This window comes from Kitasatospora sp. MAP12-44, assembly GCF_029892095.1.
Classification (GTDB): domain Bacteria; phylum Actinomycetota; class Actinomycetes; order Streptomycetales; family Streptomycetaceae; genus Kitasatospora.
Genome location: NZ_JARZAE010000004.1, coordinates 4561419 through 4578509, shown reverse-complemented (window position 1 = coordinate 4578509; position 17091 = coordinate 4561419). Strand labels below are relative to the sequence as shown.

Here is a 17091-nt window from a genome sequence, read left to right as displayed (position 1 = left end):
CCCCGGCTCAGTAGGCGAAGGCGAGCGGCTTGTCGGCGTCCTCGTCCGAGGAGGGGCCGCGCAGGGTCGGGTCCTTGGCCGGCGGCCGTTCGGTGAGGTCGATTCCCGCCTTGGCGTACTTGGCGAGCAGCTTGACCTCGATCACCGCGAGGACCGCGTAGAGCGCGGTGAAGGTGGAGAAGGCGATCACCTGGGTGGTCACGCTGACGTTCGGGGAGACGGCGTCGGCCGTGGTCATCAGGCCGAAGACGGCCCAGGGCTGACGGCCCATCTCGGTGAAGATCCAGCCGAAGCTGTTGGCGATCAGCGGGAAGCCCATGGTGAGGATGCCGATCCGCCAGCTCCACCTGGTCAGCAGCGGGCTCAGCTCCCGGCGCGGGGTGAGCATCAGCCGGGGCACCTCGTCCTCGGCGGTGCGGTACTCGGGGGCGAGGAACCTGCGCTGGCGGGTGGTCCAGAGGCCGATCAGGCCGGCCATGAAGGAGGTCATCCCGAAGCCGATCATGAGGCGGAAGCCCCAGTACGTCACGAAGATGTTCGGGATGTAGTCGGCCGGCTTGCCGCCGTACTTGGCGGCCTCGGCGGCGGCGGTGTCGTTGATGCCGGGGACCGGCGAGCTGAAGTCGCTCTTGGCGAGGAAGGAGAGTATCCCCGGGACCTCCAACTCGACCGAGTTGTGGCCCTGGTTGACGTTGCCGACCGCGAAGATCGAGAACGGCGCGGGGGCCTGGGTGTCCCAGAGCGCCTCGGCCGAGGCCATCTTCATCGGCTGCTGCTCGAACATCACCTTGGCGAGGCTGTCACCGCTGATCGCGGTGCCCAGGCCCGCGACCACCGCGAGGACCAGGCCGACGCGCAGCGAGGTGCGCATCGCGGCGGTCTTGCGGCCGTCCGCCGCCTCGGGCCGGCGCTTGGCCTTCCACAGGTGGTACGAGGCGATGCCGACCATGAAGGCCGCGCCGGTCAGGAAGGCCGCGGTCAGCGTGTGGAAGACCACGACGAGCGTGGTGTCCTGGAAGAGCACCTTGGTGATGTCGGTGAGCTGGGCCTTCTTGGTGACCGGGTCGATGGTGTAGCCGGACGGGTGCTGCATCCAGGAGTTGGCGGCCAGGATGAAGTACGCGGAGAGGACCGTCCCGAGCGCCACCATCCAGATGCAGGCGCAGTGGATCTTCTTGGGCAGCTTGTCCCAGCCGAAGATCCACAGCCCGATGAAGGTGGACTCGAAGAAGAACGCGATCAGCGCCTCCATCGCCAGCGGCGCACCGAAGACGTCGCCGACGAAGCGCGAGTAGTCCGACCAGTTCATCCCGAACTGGAACTCCTGCACGATCCCGGTCACCACGCCCATGGCGATGTTGATCAGGAAGAGCTTGCCCCAGAACTTGGTGGCGTGGAAGTACTTCTCCTTGCCCGTCCGCACCCAGGCCGTCTCCAGCCCGGCCACCAGCGCGGCGAGGCTGATGGTGAGCGGTACGAAGAGGAAGTGATAGACGGTGGTGACCCCGAACTGCCATCGCGCGATGGTCTCGTGAGCGACTGATAGCTCCACTTCGGCCTCTTCCCTGCGGTCCGCTGTCCGATTCGACACATAGCAGACAAAGGTGCGGTTCACCGTGAAGCGCCCCAATGCATGCCAAGCTTGCGCGCTTGTGAACGTGAACACGTTCACAAGCTCCATCGACAGCCAGTATCACGCACGCCTGTTCGGCGCGATACACCGGGGGGTGGGGGTTGTGTGGAGGAGGCTCAGGCTCGCTTGTCGAGCGGGTCACCCGTGATGGCCGGGCCGATCACGAAGCCCTTGGCGGGGCCCTCGGGGACCAGCGCCTCCGCGCCGTACGGGGTGCGGACGGAGCTGGCGTAGTCGCCGCGGGACCGGTCCGGGCCGCTGAGGACGGTGACGGCACCGCCGTCGTCGTAGTCGTCGATGATCACGTAGACCGGGATGCCCGCCTGGGCGTAGGCGCGGCGCTTGCGGACGTGGTCGCGCTGACGTGCGTCGCCGCCGGGGGACACGGTCTCGACGACGAGGCCGATGCCGGAGGCGAGGAGGCCGAGGCCATCGGGGTGGTCGATTTCGTCGACGTCGGCAGGGCCGACGAGAACATCGGGGATCCAGACCTTGAGGCCGTCGATGACATTGAAGTCCTGGCCGGGTGCGTATCCACTGCCACGAAGAAAATCGTGCAGCACCAGGGCTACCCGCTGGTTGATCTTGCCATGACGGCTTCCACCAGTTGGTGACATCTCGATGGCCCCCTCGATGATCTCCGCCCGGAAGCCCTCCGGAACGTCCATGGACTTCCACACCTGCCACAGGGCCTGGTCCAGGTCCACGGTGATCTCCTCGAGTGCGAGCGCGGTCATTGAGGACACCTCTCTTCCAGTCCAGTGTGAGCGGCGGGACCGGGTGGCACAAGCCGCAACCGCACGATCACACACTGCTGGCCGCCGGCAAGGGGGTTCGGCTACGCGCCGCTCGAACGGGGGAGGTGGAGGCGGAAGGTGGCGCCGGTGGCGGGGGCGGTGTCCAGCGAGAGGGTGCCGCCGTGGGCGCGGGTGAGAGCCGCGGCGATGGCCAGGCCGAGGCCCGCGCCGCCGCCGTCGTGGCGGCTGCGGGAGCCGTCCACGCGATAGAAGCGCTCGAACACCCGGGCTGCCTGATCCTTCGTCAATCCTGGGCCGGAGTCGGCGACTTCGAGTATGCAGCCGGTCTTGTCGGTCCCCACGCCGATCCGTACGGCGGTGCCCGGCGGGGTGTGCTTGACGGCGTTGCCGACCAGGTTGGTGACCACCTGGCGCAGCCGGGCCTCGTCGCCGAGCACGGTGGCGGCGCCCGGGGTGCCGTCGCCGCCGGGGCCGGTGAGGGCGACCGCGCGGGTCGGGTCGAGGGCCGTCAGGTCGTGCAGCGCGTCCGCCGCCAGCGTGCGCAGGTCCATCGGGGCGAGGTCGAGCGGGCGCTCCTCGTCGAGGCGGGCCAGCATCAGCAGGTCCTCGACCAGGCCGCCCATCCGGACCGCCTCGCTCTCGATCCGGTTCATGGTCCGCTTGACGTCCGACTCGGAGGGCAGCGCGCCCATCCGGTAGAGCTCGGCGAAGCCGCGGATGCCGGCCAGCGGGGTGCGCAGCTCGTGCGAGGCGTCCGCGACGAAGCTGCGCATCCGCTCCTCGGACTCGGCGCGGGCGGCGAAGGCCGACTCGATCTGGTCGAGCATCCCGTTCAGCGCCGCCGAGAGCCGGCCGACCTCGGTGCTGGTCGGCAACTCGGGCATCCGGTAGGAGAGTTCGCCGGCCGCGATCAGCTCGGTGCCGCGCTCGATCCGGCGCAGCGGCGTCAGACCGGCCCGCACCGCGAAGGTCCCGAGCGCGGCGATCAGCAGCAGCACGGCCGTACCGATCGCCAGGAACGCCGCCCGCAGCTTCTCGACCGTGGCCTCCACCTCGTCCGAGGAGACCGCGACCATCACATAGGAGGAGGGGTTGGCGCCGGTCGGCGGGCTGGTGCGCACGACCGGCAGGATCAGCACCCGCCAGGTGTCCGAGCCGTGCTCGGCGGGCAGGTTGAAGCCCTTGCCCAGGTGGTTCAGCAGCGACGAGTCGCCGGCCGCGGGCAGCCGCGGACCGGGGTCGGACTCGGCGATCGGCTGGCGGACCGTGCGCAGCACGCTGCCGTCGGCGGCCAGGAAGCGGATCTCGAACTGGCTGGGCAGGCCCTTCTGGTACTGCACCTGCCCGTCGGGGGTCCAGTCCCAGCCCCCGTCAGAGGAGGTCGAAGTGGACGTACCGGGGGTACTGGCCGCGCCGGGGCCACCGGGCTTGCCGGAGCGGTGCGCGAGCTGCGTGCAGTAGCGCTCCAACTGCTGGTCGAGCCGGCCGACCAGCTGCATGCGCACGCTACCGAGCACGACCAGGTCGCTGACCACCAGGCCCGTGGCGACCAGCGCCAGGGTCAGCGCGAGCAGTCGGCTGCGCAGCGAGAAACGGCCGGTCCGGCGGATCACCGCGCCGGGCCGCAGCCGGCCTACCCGCGCGAGCAGCGGGCGCAGTCGGGAGAGCAGTCGGCGCACCGCGCGTCAGTCCTGCGGCTGCTGCGGCGGACGGCGCAGCGCGTAGCCGATGCCGCGCACCGTGTGGATCAGCTTGGGCCCGTGGTCCGGTCCCGAGTCGAGCTTGCGGCGCAGGTAGGAGATGTACGACTCGACGATGCTCAGGTCCCCGCCGAAGTCGTACGCCCAGACGTGGTCCAGGATCTGCGCCTTCGACACCACCCGGCCGACGTTGGCCATCAGGTAGTGCAGCAGCTTGAACTCGGTGGGCGACAGCGAGACGGCGTGGCCGTCCCGGGTCACCTCGTGGGCCAGCGGGTCGAGGGTGAGGTCGGCGACCATCAGCCGGCCGTCCTCGGCGGGACCGCCGGCCCGGCGCAGGATCGCCCGGATCCGGGCGATCAGCTCCTCCAGGCTGAACGGCTTGGTGACGTAGTCGTCGGCGCCGGCCGCCAGGCCGTGCACCTTGTCCTCGGTGCCGTCCTTGGCGGTCAGGAAGAGCACCGGGAGGTGCTCGGCCGGGCGCGCTCGGCCCGGACGGGCGGCCAGGCCCGCCGGATTGGCGATCTGCTGGCGGCGGGTGCGCTCGCGCAACCGCTCGACGACGGTGAAACCGTCCAGGTCGGGCAGCATCACGTCGAGCACCACCAGGTCGGGGCGCTCGACCGCGATCGCGGCCAGCGCCTCCTCGCCGGTGGCCGCGGACTCGACCCGGAAGCCGGAGAAGCGCAGCGAGGCGGAGAGCAGCTCGCGGATGTTCGGCTCATCGTCGACCACCAGCAGGAAGGCCTCACCCGGTGTCCGGCTCCCGCCGGCCGGTCCGACAGGCGAGGGCGCCGTGAGGGCCGTGCTTGTCGCAGTCCCCTGCATCATGGGTCCGCCTCCCAGGTTGAGGGTCGAGCCGGTCCGTACACCCCGTCGGATGACGGACTCGGGAGGTTACACGCGGGTGATGAGAGGTATATGAACGACCGGATCGTACGCGCTCGCACCCGGGCACATTCTGTCGGATCCGAGCGGACGGTGACCAGGCCCCCGGGAGGAAAGCCGCAGGGGCGACCGGTTGGCTGCAACCGATCGCCCCTGTGCCGTGCCGCGCGCGGGTCAGCCGCTCTTGGAGGCACCGCCCGTGCCGCCGCCGCCGAAGCCGCCACCACCGCCGCCGAACGCGCCGGCCGCAGCGCCGCCACCCTCGGTCACCGAGGAGGCCGCGTAGCCGCCGGAGGAGTCCGGCGTGCCGACCACGGTCACGCTCTGGCCGGGCAGCAGGTCGCCGACGGCGCCGCTCTTGCTCACCTGCACGCTGGTGCTGCCGTTGGTGGTCACCTTGACGGTGTTGCCGTTGCTGTCGGTGAGGTAGACGGTGCTGCCGTCGACCAGCTTGACCGTGCCCCGGGTGAAGCCGGGCGCGCCGGCCGCCTGGCCACCGCCCGCGCCACCGCCGCGACGGGCGCCGGCCGCGGCAGCTGCCGCACCGCGCGAGCCGCTCGCCGAGGCGGCAGGCGTGCCGTCGTTCTTCTGGTACCAGGCACCGCCGGCGAAGGCGGCCGCCGCGATCACGCCGCCGGCCAGGACCAGGGTCAGCCAGGGCAGCTTGCGCCGCGGCGGCGCGGCCAGCTCGGCCGTGATGTCCCGGGCGTCCGGCGGCGTCGCCAGCAGCGCCGCGTAGGCGGCCGGACTACCGGGCTCCGGGACGTTGACCGGGACATGGGCCGGCAGGTTGTCCGGCTTGTCGAGGCTGATGGCGGACAGCTGAATCGTGTCGTCCGCCCGGACCAGGTCACTGTTGTTGTTGGACATGGGCTCTGACTGCTCCCGCTCGTCTCGCTCGGTGATCATGTCTGCCGCCTACTCGTGCCGCAGCGCGTCGATGGGTCGCAGCGAGGCGGCGCGGTTGGCCGGGTAGCTGCCGAAGAAGAGGCCGATGGCCACGGAGATCCCGAAGGCGGCGAGCACCGAGGAGGGGATCACCACCGGCACGATCCCGACCACCTTGAAGTGCGAGCCGATCAGGCCGACGCCCACGCCGAGTCCCGCCCCCAGCACCGACAGCAGTGTCGACTCGGTGAGGAACTGGCCCAGGATCACCGCCTTCGGCGCGCCCAGTGCCTTGCGGATGCCGATCTCCCGGGTCCGCTCGGTCACCGTGACCAGCATGATGTTGGTGATCCCGATCCCGCCGACCAGCAGCGAGATCGCGGCCACCGCACCGAGCAGCACGGTGAAGGTCTTGGTGGTGCTCTCCCGGGTGGTCAGCAGCGAGGCCTGGTTGCTCACCCGGAAGTCGAGCTTGGTGGGGTCGGTCAGCGAGTGCGTCCCCATCAGGACCGAGGTGATCTCGGACTGGGCCTGCGTGGTGGTGTCCGCGGAGGTCGCCTGCACCAGGATCTGGTTGACCGAGCTGAAGCCGGTGAAGGCGTTCTGCACGGTCGGCAGCGGCGCGATCACCACGTCGTCCGGGTCGCTGAAGCCGGTGCTGCCGCCCTTGGTCTGCAGCACACCGACCACCGTGAACGGCGTGCCACCCAGGCTGATGGTCTTGCCGACCGGGTCGTCGGTGTCGAAGAGCTGCTGCGCGGTGGTCGAGCCGATCACTGCGACCTTGCGGGAGTTCAGCACGTCGTCGGCGCTGAAGTAGTCGCCCTTGGCGATCTTCTCGTTGGCCGTCTCGAAGTAGGCCGGGTAGGTGCCCAGGATCGAGCCGGGGGTGTAGGAGATGTCCCCGTACACCGCGGTCGCGCTGGTGGAGACCACCGGGGCGACGGACTTGATGTCCGGCGCGGCGGCCGGGTTGGCCAGCGCCTTGGCGTCGTCCACCGTCAGCTTCTTGGTGGTGGCCGCGCTGCGCGAGCCACCGAAGGACGAACCGGAGGTGACGGTCAGCGAGTTGGTGCCGAGCGAGGTGATGGAGTTCTTCACCGCGACCGAGGACCCGTTGCCCACCGCGAGCAGCAGGATCACCGAGGCCACACCGATCAGCACACCGAGCATGGTGAGCGCGGAGCGGACCTTGTTGGCGGCCAGGCCGCCGATGGCGAAGCGGATGATCTGGAAGATGATCACTGCCGGCCTCCGATCAGTTCGCCGTTGGCGGCCTGCCTGCGCAGCTGCGCGGCGAGCACCGGCGGCGGGCCGACGACCGGGCCCTGACGGACGTCGGAGATCACCTGGCCGTCGACCAGCCGCAGCACGCGCTTGGCGTGCATGGCCACCTCGTCCTCATGGGTGATCAGCACGACCGTTCGTCCGGTCGCGTTCAGTCCGTCGATGATATTGAGAACCTCTTCGGTGGAGTGGCTGTCCAGGTTTCCGGTCGGTTCGTCCGCCAGCAGCATCGCCGGGGCCGTGACCAGTGCCCGGGCCACCGCGACACGCTGCTGCTGACCACCGGAGAGCTCGTTGGGCTTGTGCCCCGAGCGCTCGGAGAGGCCGACCAGCGAGAGCGCGGCCAGTGCCCGCTTGCGCCGCTCGGCCGACTTCACGCCGGCGTAGGCGAGCGGGAGCTCGACCTGCGCGAGCGCGGTGGTCTTGGGCACCAGGTTGAACGACTGGAAGATGAAGCCGATCTTGCGGTTGCGGACCAGGGAGAGCTGACCCTCGTCCAGGTGCCCGACGTCGATGCCGTCCAGCAGGTACCGCCCGGCGGTCGGGACGTCCAGGCAACCCAGGATGTTCATCAGGGTCGACTTGCCGGAACCCGAACTACCCATCACCGCGACGAAGTCACCCTCGTCGATGTCCAGGCTGACGCCCTCCGGCAGACCGGTCTCCGGGTCGGAGGGCCCGCGCAGCGCGTGCACCGTCGCGTCCCCGTGGCCGTAGGCCTTGGTGAGCCGGCGGATCTGGATGACCGGGGTCGGCGTCGCCGGGCCCTCGGCCGCTGGGGTGGGAGCGGTTTCGGAGTGACGCGCTCGACCGCGGCGGGCCATCAGCTGCCGCCCTTGGTGCTGCCGCCGCCACCGCCGCCACCGCCGGCACGACCGCCGCCGCCACCGCCGGCGCCACCGCCGCCGAAGCCGCCACCGGCTCCGCCGCCGAGGCCCGGGAAGGCGCCGCTCGGGAAGCCGGTGCCGCTGCCGGCCGTGGCCGAGGCGATCTGCACCTTGTCACCGGCGTTGAGGCCGGAGACGACCTGCACGGTGGTGTCGCCCACCACGCCGACGGTGACGCTCACCCGGGAGGTGGTGCCGTCCGGCTTGACCAGGGTCGCGGTGCGCGTGGTGCCGGTGCCGGAGAGCGCCGCCGCCGGAACGGAGAGCGCGTTGTCGGCCTCGCCGGTGACCACCGAGATGGTGGCGCTCAGGCCGGTGCGCAGCGTGCTGGTGTCACCGTTGATCTGGAGCGTCGCGGCGTACTGCACGGCCGAGCTGGAGGCAGCGCCCGAGCCGCTCGAAACCGGCAGCGAACTGACCGACAGCACCGTCGCGTTGAGGACGGTGCTGGACTGCGCGTTGAGCGTGACGGTGGCCGCCTCGCCCTTCTTCAGCTTCAGCGAGTCGAGCTCGGAGAAGTCCGCGGTCACCTGCATCCCGGTCGGGTTGGTGAGCACGATGAAGCCGGTCGGGGTGGTGGAGGTGGAGCTGCTGGTGCTGGTCTTGCTGGTGGAGCTGCTGGCGCCGCCGCCCGAGGAGCTGGACGAGTCGGTGGTGCCGGCGACGGTGTCGCCGACCTTGTTGGAGATGGAGGCGACGGTGCCGCCCTCCGAGGCGACCAGGGTCGTACCGGCCAGCGCCGTCTGGGCGTTGGTCAGCGCGATCTGGGCCGAGTTGAGCTGCGCCTGGGCCTGCACCACCTGCTGCTGCGCCTGGGCCACCGCGTCGGGGTCGACGGTGGTGGTGGTGACGGTGGCCAGCGGGACGGGCGTGCTGTTGGAGCTGTTGGAGCTGTTACCGCCGGTGGCGTTGGCGGCGTTGCCGCTCACCGCGCCGCCGGTGGAGGCGCCGCCGCCGGTGCCGCCGGTGCTGCCGCCGGTGCGCCCGGTGGACGGCGCCGACGAGGCTCCCGAGGTGGTGTTCGGGGTGACGAACGAGGCCTGCTTGGTCGTGGTCGTGGTGACCCCGGCCTGCGCCTTGGTGAGGTTGGCCTCCGCCGTGGTCAGCGAGGCCTGGGCGGTGGTCACGTTGTTCTGCGCGGTGTTCACCTGCTGCTGGGCGTCGGTGGTGTCGACGGTGGCGAGCACCTCGCCCTGCGTCACCGTGTCACCCACCGACACCTTGACGGCGGTGAGCTTGCCACCGGTCACGAAGTTCTGGCCTGCGTCTGACGGGGAGGAGAGGGCACCGGATCCGGACACGGTGGCCAGGACCGTGCCCTTGGTCACGGTGGCGCTGCGCGTGGTCGGCTTACTGGCGGCAGCACTGCTGCTGTTCACGGTGCTGTACGCCAGGGCACCTCCGGCGAGGAGGGCCACACCGAGTACTGAGTTGACGAGGACGGCACCACGCCGTCGCGGGAGGACCTTCATAGCGCACAAGAGTTGCCTGGCGCTCTTGCGAAGCTCTGAGCGACGACTGAGAGCCAGCTGAATCATCCAGGGGAAGCAATAGCGGACATAGCGGGACAAAGCACCGCCGCCGAGCCGGAATCTCTGAAGCTCTATTGGCGCAACTCTCAGGGTTTTCCCAGAGATCTGGTCCGTTGCCTTTAATCGGCCTGCGGCCAGCAGATCATGGCTTTTCCGCCCTTGGCCGGGAGAATGACGGAACGTCATTCATTCGTTGCGGTGGTGAGCGGGTGGGGGCCCACCGGCCTACGGCCCCCGCCCGCTCACCATCCGTCGCTCAGAACTCCTTGCGGAACGCCTCGGCGGTGGCGAGGAAGAGGTCGTTGGCCGCCACCTCGCCGATCGTCACCCGGACGCCCTCGCCGGGGAACGGCCGGACGATGACGCCCGCCGCGGCGCACGCGGCGGCGAAGTCGAGGGTGCGCTCGCCCAGCCGCAGCCAGACGAAGTTGGCCTGCGACTCGGCGAGCGTCCAGCCCTGCTCGGCCAGCGCGCCGGCCACCCGGGTGCGCTCGCCGACCAGCGCCTCCACCCGCACCATCAGCGCCTCCTCGGCGCGCAGCGAGGCCACCGCCGCGTCCTGGGCGAGCTGGCTGACGCCGAACGGGAGGGCCGTCTTGCGCAGCGCGGTGGCCACCGGCTCGTGCGCGATCGCGAACCCGATCCGCAGCCCGGCCAGGCCGTACGCCTTGGAGAAGGTGCGCAGCACGCAGACGTTGGGACGCTCGCGGTAGAGCTCGACGCCGTCCGGGACCAGCTCGTCGCGCAGGAACTCGCGGTAGGCCTCGTCGACGACCACCAGGATGTCGCCGGGGACGGCGTCCAGGAAGCGCTCCAGCTCCGGGCGGCGGATCGCCGTGCCGGTCGGGTTGTTCGGGTTGCAGACGAAGATCAGCCGGGTCCGCGGGGTGATCGCGGCGAGCATCGCGTCGAGGTCGTGCTCCTCCCCCGCGGTCAGCGGCACCGCCACCGGGGTCGCACCGGCCACCTGGGTGATGATCGGGTAGGCCTCGAAGGAGCGCCAGGCGAAGATCACCTCGTCGCCCGGACCGGCCGTGGAGAGCACCAGCGACTGGGCGACGCCGACCGAGCCGGGGCCGGTGGCGAGGTGCTCGGCGGGCACGCCGAAGCGCTGCGCCAGCTCGGCGGTCAGCTCGCCGACCGCCATGTCCGGGTAGCGGTTGAACGAGCCGGCCGCCGCGAGCGCGGCCTCCAGCACGCCGGGCAGCGGCTCGTACGGGTTCTCGTTGGAGGACAACTTGAAGGCCTCGGCGCCGGCGGGCTTGCCGGGCTTGTAGGTGGGGATGCCATCGAGGCTCGGGCGAAGCCGCGGGCCCTGCGCTGCCGTACCGCTCACGGTGGTGCTCTCCTTCGTCTGTCGGAGCCGGTGCTGTGCACCGGCCCGGCGGGGCGTGGCCCCGGTGCCGGGTGCGCGCCCCGACGCGGTGGTGTGCGCCGGGCGCGGCACGCGACGGTTCTCCCCGGTCGGGTGCCAAGAACGATACCGAGCGCGCTCACTCGTAGGGGTGAGATGTGCTGTCGGGTTACCGACGCGGATCAGCCATTGTGTCCCGTTCCTATGGCACATGTCAGAGGTAATCGGCCGAAATCAGACCCTCGTTCCCAGGACCGTCACGGGCTCCGGGCGTGCAGAAACGGTTCTTCACCCCCGATCCGAGGCCTGGTCCCGCGATGCGCCGCAGCGCCATACGATCGGTCCGCCATGACAGCAGCAGCCAACCAGAGCGGTCGGCGACCCACCACCTCACGACGTCTGGAGCGGGCCGGCATCCGGGACGTGGCAGCAGCCGCCGGAGTGTCCATCACCACCGTCTCCGACGCCCTGAACGGGAAGGGCCGCCTGCCCGACGAAACCCGCAGCCGGGTGCGCGAGGTCGCCGAGCGCCTCGGCTACCGGCCGTCCGCCGCCGCCCGGACGCTGCGCACCGGCCGGTCCGGACTGATCGGACTGACCGTCACCACCTACGGCGAGGAGCCGTTCACCTTCACCGAGTTCGCCTACTTCGCCGAAATGGCCCGCGCGGCCACCAGCGCGGCGCTGGGCCGCGGCTACGCGCTGGTCGTACTGCCCGCCTCCTCCCGGCACGACGTGTGGAGCAACGTCGCGCTGGACGGCACCGTGGTGATCGACCCCGCCGACCAGGACCCCCTGGTCAGCGAGCTGTACCGATCCGGCGTGCCGGTGGTCAGCGACGGCAAACCGGGCAACTGCCCGGTCACCGCCTGGGTCGACAACGACCACGAGGCCGCCGTGCTCGGCATCCTGGAACACCTCAGCGAGGCCGGCGCCCGCCGGATCGGCCTGCTCACCGGCACCAGCACCGACACCTACACCCGGCTCTCCACCGACGCCTACCTCGGCTGGTGCGACCGGGTTGGCCAGGAGCCGGTGTACGAGGCCTACCCCGCGCACGATCCGGCCGCCGGCGCGGTCGCCGCCGACCGGCTGCTCGCCCGCCCCGACCGGCCGGACGCCGTCTACGGGCTCTTCGACCCCAACGGCACCGACCTGCTCGCCGCCGCGCGCCGCTACGGCCTGCGGGTCCCCGAGGACCTGCTGCTGGTCTGCTGCAGCGAGAGCGACGTCTACGCCGGCACCGAGCCGCCGATCACCACCCTCTCGCTCAAACCGCGCCGGATCGGAACCACCGTCGTCAACCTGCTGATCGACGCGATCGAGGGGGTCGACTCGGGCACCGGGGTCGACATCGCCAGACTCTTCCCGCCGCGCTACCGGACCGCCGGGACCGGACCGCCGCCCGGCACCCTGATGCCCACCGAACTGATCGTCCGGGCCTCCTCACAGCGGCGCAGCCCCCGAACCACCGTCAGCCCACCGCGCCCGCCGGGCGAGGTCTAGGGCGTCGATCCGACCCTCCCGCCGAGTGGTCCCGACCACTCGGCGGGGCCCGGCGGGGCACGTTCGTACAGATTGGATACCCACCGGGTGAGGACGACGGGAGAGCGGTCTTCCTATGATGGGCGAATGACACCCGAGGACCGCTTCCCCGGGCCTGAACTGCCCCACTCAGGCCCCCACCCGCACCAGGACCTCGACGTGCTTCCGTACGGTTCGTATCACGAGCCCAATCCCCAGCAGGAGTACCAGGTTTCGCCCGGCGAGCAGGCCGGCGGGAACGACGCCACCTACAGCGGGTACGGTGGCGCGCGCTACCTGGAGCAGCACTGGCCGGTGGCCGGGCACGAGGCACCGCAGGAGCCCTCCCAGGCCTCCCAGGGCCACTCTATGGACCGCGCGATGGACCACGACGACCCGCCGACCATCGAGCTGGGTCCGCCGCTGACCGAGGACAACCCCTACGCGGTCCCCTACCAGCCGGTCGAGGAGCCGGGCCCGATCGGCCCGCTCTACGTGGTCGGCGACGTGCACGGCTACCTCGACGAGCTGCGCGCCGAGCTGCACCGGCAGGGCCTGATCGACGCCGAGAGCCACTGGTCGGCCGGCCGCGCCCGGGTCTGGTTCCTCGGCGACTTCACCGACCGCGGGCCTGACGGCATCGGTGTGATCGACCTGGTGATGCAGCTGGCCGCCGAGGCCGCCGCCGCCGGCGGGTACTGCCGGGCCCTGATGGGCAATCACGAACTGCTCTTCCTGGGCGCCCACCGCTACGGCGACGAGCCCGTCCAGTCCACCGCCGGGACCGCCTCGTTCCGCGCCGCCTGGCTGCTCAACGGCGGCCAGCAGCACGACCTGGAGCGCCTGGAGGGCCACCACATCAGCTGGCTCTCCCGGCTGCCCGCGATCGCGCTGGAGGACGACCACCTGCTGCTGCACTCGGACACCACGTCGTACCTGGAGTACGGCGCGTCCATCGACGAGGTCAACGACGCCGTCCACGACCTGCTCGCCGACGAGGGCGCTGACGAGTGGTGGGACGCCTTCCGGCGGTTCACCAAGCGCTTCGCGTTCCGCGGCCCGGGCGGTCCGGTGGCTGCCGGCGAGCTGCTCGGGACCTACGGCGGGCACCGGGTGGTGCACGGGCACAGCCCGATCCCGTACCTCACCGGCGAGGCCAACAACGACAGCGGCGAGCGCCCGTACGTGCCCGGGCCGTACATCTATGCGGACGAGCTGGCCGTCGCGATGGACGGCGGGGTCACCATGGAGGGCCGGCTGCTGGTGGCCCGGCTGCCGCTGGACTGACCGGCGGGCCGGGCGGCCCTGTTGACCTGCTGCGCGGTCGAATTTCCGGAAACGGGCTGTCAGCACCCGCCCCCCGGCCCCTACCATCGAGGGACCCACCCCAGGCGTCCGCGCCCGCCCGTGTCGGCCGCCGCCCGCGCCTGCCGGTGGCCGTCCACCTCCCTGACGGAGCGAACGGGGTAGTCATGAACCACGCCCCGCACCTGCGCGCCGAGGACCGGCCGGACTTCGGCCGGGCCCTCGACGAGGCACTGCGCGACAGCACGATCCTCGCCGCCCTGCGAGAACGCGATACCGGCCTGACCGCCGAACAACTGCGCACCAAGGCACTGTTCGACCAGGACGCGATCGCCGAGGCGGCACTCGACGAGTACCTGCACTACGCGGGCCTGCGGGACGACCTCGCGGGCGGCCCGCGCCAGTTCCACTCAGTGACGACCGACCGGCCCGGCGGTGGCGGGCGGCCGCGGCCGCAGACCACCGGCGAGCTGCTCGCCCAGCTCAGCTCCCCCGGCGGCGGCGGGCTGTGGCCGGTGCTCACCGTGCTGGTGCCGATCCTCTCGGCCGGCGCGGCGATCGTCCTGCTGATCCTCGGCTACGCGCTGACCACCGCCGACCCCAAGCTCGCCTACGGCCGCTCGGTGCTGCTCTCCGGCTGGGCCGCCGCCTCGGTGGCCGCCGCCTCGCTGCTGATCGGGCTGGTCGGGCTGGTGCTCACCGCGCTGCGGGACGGCTCGGCCGGCCCCGCAGGCGAGGACCCCGAACTGCGTGCCGGGGTGGCGGAGGCGCGGGCCGCCTGGCTGCTCGCGCTGCGGGAGCGCGGGCTGCTGCCGTACCTGCTGGCCAACCTGGACTCCTCGCCCGCCCTCGCGCCGCGCCCGGGCGAGCGTTCTGGTCCGGGCGGGCGTTCTGGTCCAGGCGGGCGTTCTGGTCCAGGCGGCGGGCCGGAGTTCAGCAGCCCCGGCTACAGCAGCGCGACGTTCAGCAGCCCCGGCTTCTCCAGCCCCGGCAGCGAGGGAGTGACCGACCCGCAGGGCCTCGAGCCGCGCACCGCCGAGTTCAGCAGCCCCGGTTACAGCCCACCGGGCTTCACCGGCCCGGACGAGGTCTGACGCGCCAGCACCGACCGGCCTAATGACCCAGGTCGTGCGCGAAGTGCAGCGCGACGATCGCCATCCGCCGTGCGTGGTAGAAACGGTGCGCCCCGTGGTTGGACACCCCGGAGTCCAGCTCGACCCGGACGCACCCGGACTCCCGCGCGCGGGCCTCCAGCTCCGCCAGCAGCCTGCTGCCGATCCCGCCGGAGCGGACCTGCGGGTCGGTGACCAGGTCGTCGATGAACAGCACCCGGCCGCGGCTGGTGGCCAGCATCCGGTGCCCGGCCACCGCCACGCAGCGCCCGCGCTCGTCGTAGGCCGCCGTGAACACCAGCCCCTGGCCGTACGCCTCCGCGGCGAACGCGGCGAAGCCGGCCGGGCTCAGCCCCGGCCGCAGTGAGCGGATCAGCGGCGCGACGTCGCTCTGCAGCGCGCGGTCGCCCGGCGCGATGTCCATCATGGTCAGCTCCACGACCGACACCCTATGTGCGCCGGGCGGCGCACCGCCGGGGAAGCCCGCGTTCCAGGCCCGCTACCGGCCCGCTACCGGCCCGCTCCGACGCGGCTACAGTCCGGCGAGGTTGCCGGCCAGGTCGTCCAGGCCGAAGGAGCCCTGCGAAAGCACCTTCATGTGCCAGGACTTGAGGTCGAACGCGGCGCCCTGGCGGCGCCGGGCGGCCTCCCGGCCCTGCAGCCAGGCGCGTTCGCCGAGCTTGTAGCCGATCGCCTGGCCCGGCCAGCCGAGGTAGCGGTCGATCTCGCTGGACCGCAGCTCGGCCGGGCTGCCGTTGTAGGTCGCCAGGAACTCCGCGGCCAGCGCCGGAGTCCAGCGCTCGCCCGGGTGGAAACCGGAGTCCGCCGGGACGGCCAGGCCCAGGTGCATGCCGATGTCGATGATCACCCGGATGGTGCGCAGCATCTGCTCGTCCAGGAAGCCCAGCCGATGGGCCGGTTCGGCGAAGAAGCCCAGGTCGTCCATCAGCCGCTCGGCATACAGCGCCCAGCCCTCGACGTTGGCGCTGACCTTGCCCAGGCTCACCTGGTAGCGGCTGAGCCGGTCGGCGACCAGGTTCCACTGGGCGAGCTGGAGGTGATGGCCGGGCACGCCCTCGTGGTACCAGGTGCTGACCAGCTGCCAGGTCGGGAAGGCCTCCCGGCCCAGCGTCGGCAGGTAGGTGCGGCCCGGCCGGCTGAAGTCCAGGCTGGGGCTTGAGTAGTACGGCGCTGCGGCGCTGCCCGGCGGGGCGATGCACGACTCGACGGCACGGATCGGCCCGGCGATGTCGAAGTGCCGGCCGTCGAGCGCCTCGATCGCCTCGTCCATCAGCTGCTGCAGCCAGGCCCGGATGCCCTCCTCGCCCTTGACCGCGTGGCCGTGCGCGTCGAGGTGGTGCATCGCGGCGAGCGGGCCCGCGCCGGGCAGCACCCGCTCGGCCTCCGCCCGCATCTCGGCGTTCATCCGGTGGAACTCGCTCCAGGCCCAGCCGTACGCCTCGTCCAGGTCCAGGTCCGCGCCGGTGAGCTGGCGGGCGGCCCGCAGGTAGCGCTCGCGGCCCACGCCGTCCGCGGTGCCCTCGGCCGCCGGGAGGTAGCACTCACGCAGCCAGTCGCGGAACCCGGCCACCGCGGCGGTCGCCTGGCGCGCAGCCGCTTCCAGCTCCGGCCGCAGCCGCTCGGGCCCGCCTGCGGTGAAGTCCGCGAACCAACCCGCTCCGCTGGTCCATGCCTCCAACTGCTCCGCCACCGCGGCCGCCTGCCGGGGCGCGGCGAGCAGTCCGCGCGCCATCCCCTCGCCCAGCGTCGTCCGATAACCGCCCAGCGCCCCGGCCACGTTGCGCAGACGGCCGGCCACCGTCGCCCAGTCGTCCTCGGTGGCCGTCGGCATCAGGGTGAAGATCTCCCGCACCGACTGCACCGGCGAGGCGATATTCCGCAGCTGCCGCAGGTGGTCGCCGGCCTCGTGCCCGGCCAGCTCCGCCTCCAGCCGCTCCCGCAGCAGCCGCCCGCACCCGTCGGCGTCCGCGCCCGCGCCCGCCACCGCGTCCAGCGCGCCGAGCGCCGCCCGCGCCAGCCCGGCCCGAGCCTCGAACCCCTCCGGCGAGAGGTCCACCTGCCGCTCGTCCCCCGGACACACCCCCAACCTGGTGGCGAGCAAGGGGTCCAGGGCGACCACCTGGTCGAGGTAGCCGTCGGCGATGCTGCGCGAGGTGGTCGTTTCATCTGCCATACCGGCATCCTGACGCACCACCACCGGCA

The 17091-nt window shown here is 71.7% G+C and carries 14 protein-coding genes; 3 read left to right on the top strand and 11 right to left on the bottom strand.

Annotated features, from left to right (window positions below; translation table 11 throughout):
• Nucleotides 1-7: 7 nt before the first annotated feature.
• From P3T34_RS21380 to hisC, 9 genes are all read right to left on the bottom strand, one after another.
• On the bottom strand, nt 8-1552 hold the full coding sequence (locus P3T34_RS21380; protein ID WP_280667645.1) for a cytochrome ubiquinol oxidase subunit I: 1545 nt from the start codon (nt 1550-1552) through the stop codon (nt 8-10).
• Between the two features lie 197 nt (nt 1553-1749).
• Entirely contained in the window at nt 1750-2370 is a 621-nt protein-coding gene (locus P3T34_RS21375) for a Uma2 family endonuclease (RefSeq protein WP_280667644.1), read from the bottom strand.
• 101 nt (nt 2371-2471) lie between these two features.
• The gene (locus P3T34_RS21370) at nt 2472-4070 is read right to left on the bottom strand and encodes a HAMP domain-containing sensor histidine kinase (RefSeq protein WP_280667643.1); all 1599 of its coding nucleotides are present in this window, start codon (nt 4068-4070) and stop codon (nt 2472-2474) included.
• Between the two features lie 6 nt (nt 4071-4076).
• A complete protein-coding gene (locus P3T34_RS21365) occupies nt 4077-4922 on the bottom strand; it encodes a response regulator transcription factor (protein ID WP_280667642.1) in 846 nt (281 codons plus the stop codon).
• A 231-nt stretch (nt 4923-5153) separates the two neighbouring features.
• Entirely contained in the window at nt 5154-5888 is a 735-nt protein-coding gene (locus P3T34_RS21360; RefSeq protein WP_280667641.1) for a hypothetical protein, read from the bottom strand.
• Nucleotides 5889-5897: 9 nt separating this feature from the next.
• On the bottom strand, nt 5898-7112 hold the full coding sequence (locus P3T34_RS21355; RefSeq protein WP_280667640.1) for an ABC transporter permease: 1215 nt from the start codon (nt 7110-7112) through the stop codon (nt 5898-5900).
• The gene (locus P3T34_RS21350) at nt 7109-7978 is read right to left on the bottom strand and encodes an ABC transporter ATP-binding protein (protein ID WP_280667639.1); all 870 of its coding nucleotides are present in this window, start codon (nt 7976-7978) and stop codon (nt 7109-7111) included. Before P3T34_RS21350 ends, P3T34_RS21355 begins: the two co-directional genes overlap by 4 nt.
• Entirely contained in the window at nt 7978-9459 is a 1482-nt protein-coding gene (locus P3T34_RS21345) for a biotin/lipoyl-binding protein (RefSeq protein WP_280667638.1), read from the bottom strand. Before P3T34_RS21345 ends, P3T34_RS21350 begins: the two co-directional genes overlap by 1 nt.
• Nucleotides 9460-9829: 370 nt before the next feature.
• Complete coding sequence (gene hisC, locus P3T34_RS21340) at nt 9830-10909, bottom strand: histidinol-phosphate transaminase (protein ID WP_280667637.1); 1080 nt, start codon at nt 10907-10909, stop codon at nt 9830-9832.
• A gap of 366 nt (nt 10910-11275) precedes the next feature.
• Here hisC and P3T34_RS21335 point away from each other — a divergent pair, with 366 nt between their 5' ends.
• The 3 genes from P3T34_RS21335 (at nt 11276) to P3T34_RS21325 (ending at nt 14850) form a co-directional block, all read left to right on the top strand.
• The gene (locus P3T34_RS21335) at nt 11276-12433 is read left to right on the top strand and encodes a LacI family DNA-binding transcriptional regulator (protein ID WP_280667636.1); all 1158 of its coding nucleotides are present in this window, start codon (nt 11276-11278) and stop codon (nt 12431-12433) included.
• Nucleotides 12434-12559: 126 nt separating this feature from the next.
• Entirely contained in the window at nt 12560-13738 is a 1179-nt protein-coding gene (locus P3T34_RS21330; RefSeq protein WP_280667635.1) for a metallophosphoesterase, read from the top strand.
• A 185-nt stretch (nt 13739-13923) separates the two neighbouring features.
• Nucleotides 13924-14850, top strand: a complete 927-nt coding sequence (locus tag P3T34_RS21325; protein ID WP_280667634.1) for a hypothetical protein — start codon at nt 13924-13926, stop codon at nt 14848-14850.
• A 19-nt stretch (nt 14851-14869) separates the two neighbouring features.
• On the opposite strand, the gene P3T34_RS21320 is transcribed toward P3T34_RS21325, so the two are convergent.
• The gene (locus tag P3T34_RS21320; protein ID WP_348534677.1) at nt 14870-15307 is read right to left on the bottom strand and encodes a GNAT family N-acetyltransferase; all 438 of its coding nucleotides are present in this window, start codon (nt 15305-15307) and stop codon (nt 14870-14872) included.
• 93 nt (nt 15308-15400) lie between these two features.
• Complete coding sequence (locus P3T34_RS21315; protein WP_280667633.1) at nt 15401-17062, bottom strand: DUF885 domain-containing protein; 1662 nt, start codon at nt 17060-17062, stop codon at nt 15401-15403.
• Between the last annotated feature and the right edge of the window lie 29 nt (nt 17063-17091).

Excerpts from the sequence above, each read along its gene's own strand:
- P3T34_RS21315 (WP_280667633.1), bottom strand. The coding sequence starts at position 17,062 with ATGGCAGATGAAACGACCACCTCGCGCAGCATCGCCGACGGCTACCTC.
- P3T34_RS21375 (WP_280667644.1), bottom strand. The coding sequence starts at position 2,370 with ATGACCGCGCTCGCACTCGAGGAGATCACCGTGGACCTGGACCAGGCC.
- P3T34_RS21335 (WP_280667636.1), top strand. The coding sequence starts at position 11,276 with ATGACAGCAGCAGCCAACCAGAGCGGTCGGCGACCCACCACCTCACGA.
- P3T34_RS21360 (WP_280667641.1), bottom strand. The coding sequence starts at position 5,888 with ATGATCACCGAGCGAGACGAGCGGGAGCAGTCAGAGCCCATGTCCAAC.
- P3T34_RS21350 (WP_280667639.1), bottom strand. The coding sequence starts at position 7,978 with ATGGCCCGCCGCGGTCGAGCGCGTCACTCCGAAACCGCTCCCACCCCA.
- P3T34_RS21365 (WP_280667642.1), bottom strand. The coding sequence starts at position 4,922 with ATGATGCAGGGGACTGCGACAAGCACGGCCCTCACGGCGCCCTCGCCT.
- P3T34_RS21330 (WP_280667635.1), top strand. The coding sequence starts at position 12,560 with ATGACACCCGAGGACCGCTTCCCCGGGCCTGAACTGCCCCACTCAGGC.
- P3T34_RS21325 (WP_280667634.1), top strand. The coding sequence starts at position 13,924 with ATGAACCACGCCCCGCACCTGCGCGCCGAGGACCGGCCGGACTTCGGC.